The sequence below is a fragment of the Neobacillus sp. NPDC093182 genome, assembly GCF_044754045.1.
The window spans coordinates 1-1,257 of the sequence record NZ_JBIVOI010000046.1; the positions used below are offsets into that span (position 1 = coordinate 1).

A 1,257-nucleotide genomic window follows, 5' to 3' on the forward strand; every position below is an offset into this window, starting at 1 on the left:
AAGGAATATCATAAAGGGAAAAGTCCTTCCCAAATTTTTATTGAGAACGACTTTAACATTGAAGTGATAGGTAAAGACCAGCCAAAGAGATGTTTACAAAGATGGCGTGCAACCTTTGAGAAATTAGGTGAATTAGGTCTTCAAACAGAGCGAAGAGGAAAGGCAAGTACTGGACGCCCCTCCCCGAAGGAACTATCTGTGGAGGAAAGACTGAAGAAAGCTGAAGCTAAAATTAAATTCTTAGAAGCTGAGAACGACTTCTTAAAAAAGCTAGAGGAACTAGAGAGGCAGGCGTTGAAGAAAAAACGATATTAACACCATCAGAAAAATTCGAACTTATTGAATACATCATTCGTCAACACCAACTAAAGAACATTGTGAGTTACTTATGTGAACTAGCAGGAGTAAGTAGAAGTGGGTACTATGCTTGGTTAAAGGCATCTTCCATTCGCGAACAAAGAGACTTCGATGATGCAGCGGATTATGAACTTATTTATTCTATATTTAAGCAAAAGAAGGAAAAAGTTGGGGCATTACCAATCAAAATGATTTTAGAAAACGATTATTTTGTAGTAATGAATCATAAGAAAATTAGAAGGTTAATGCGTAAGTACGGACTATTTGCGAAGGTTAGAAATGCGAACCCATATAAAAAAATGTCCAAAGCAACTCAAGAACATAAAACATGCCCTAACATTTTAAAGCGTGAGTTTAATCAAGAGGAACCTGGAAAGGTTTTATTAACGGATATTACCTATCTATATTATGCAAATGGTCAAAAAGCTTATTTATCATGTGTTAAAGATGGTAGTACCAATGAAATACTAGCCCATTATTTATCTACTTCATTAAAGATGAATATCGTTTATAAAACATTAACGAGGCTAAAAGAAGCCATGCAGAATCAGTTCCATCCAGAAGCGATTCTACATTCAGATCAAGGCTTCCATTACACTCATCCCCTCTTTCAAAAGAGAGTAAAGAAGTTGAATATAACTCAATCAATGTCCCGTAAGGGTAACTGTTGGGATAACGCTCCAATGGAATCCTTCTTCGGTCATTTTAAAGATGAGGTTGATTATAAAGAATGTAATAGTTTTATTGAGTTAAAGCAGATGGTGGATTCATATATCGAGGAGTACAATAATCATCGTTACCAGTGGGGACTAAAAAAGATGACCCCGGTACAATACCGAGGTCATCTGTTAGTAGCATAGGCTCTTTTATTTAACTGTCCATATTATGGGTCATAGTTCA

1 protein-coding gene and 1 pseudogene are annotated in these 1,257 nt (G+C 35.9%); both read left to right on the forward strand.

Going from position 1 to position 1,257, the window contains the following annotated elements; genetic code table 11:
• A pseudogene (locus tag ACIQAA_RS32380) lies at positions 1 to 315 on the forward strand (IS3 family transposase); the annotation flags it as partial.
• The gene (locus tag ACIQAA_RS32385) at positions 309 to 1,217 is read left to right on the forward strand and encodes an IS3 family transposase (protein ID WP_402628022.1); all 909 of its coding nucleotides are present in this window, start codon (positions 309 to 311) and stop codon (positions 1,215 to 1,217) included. The pseudogene ACIQAA_RS32380 and the gene ACIQAA_RS32385, both read left to right, overlap by 7 nt.
• Positions 1,218 to 1,257: the final 40 nt, after the last annotated feature.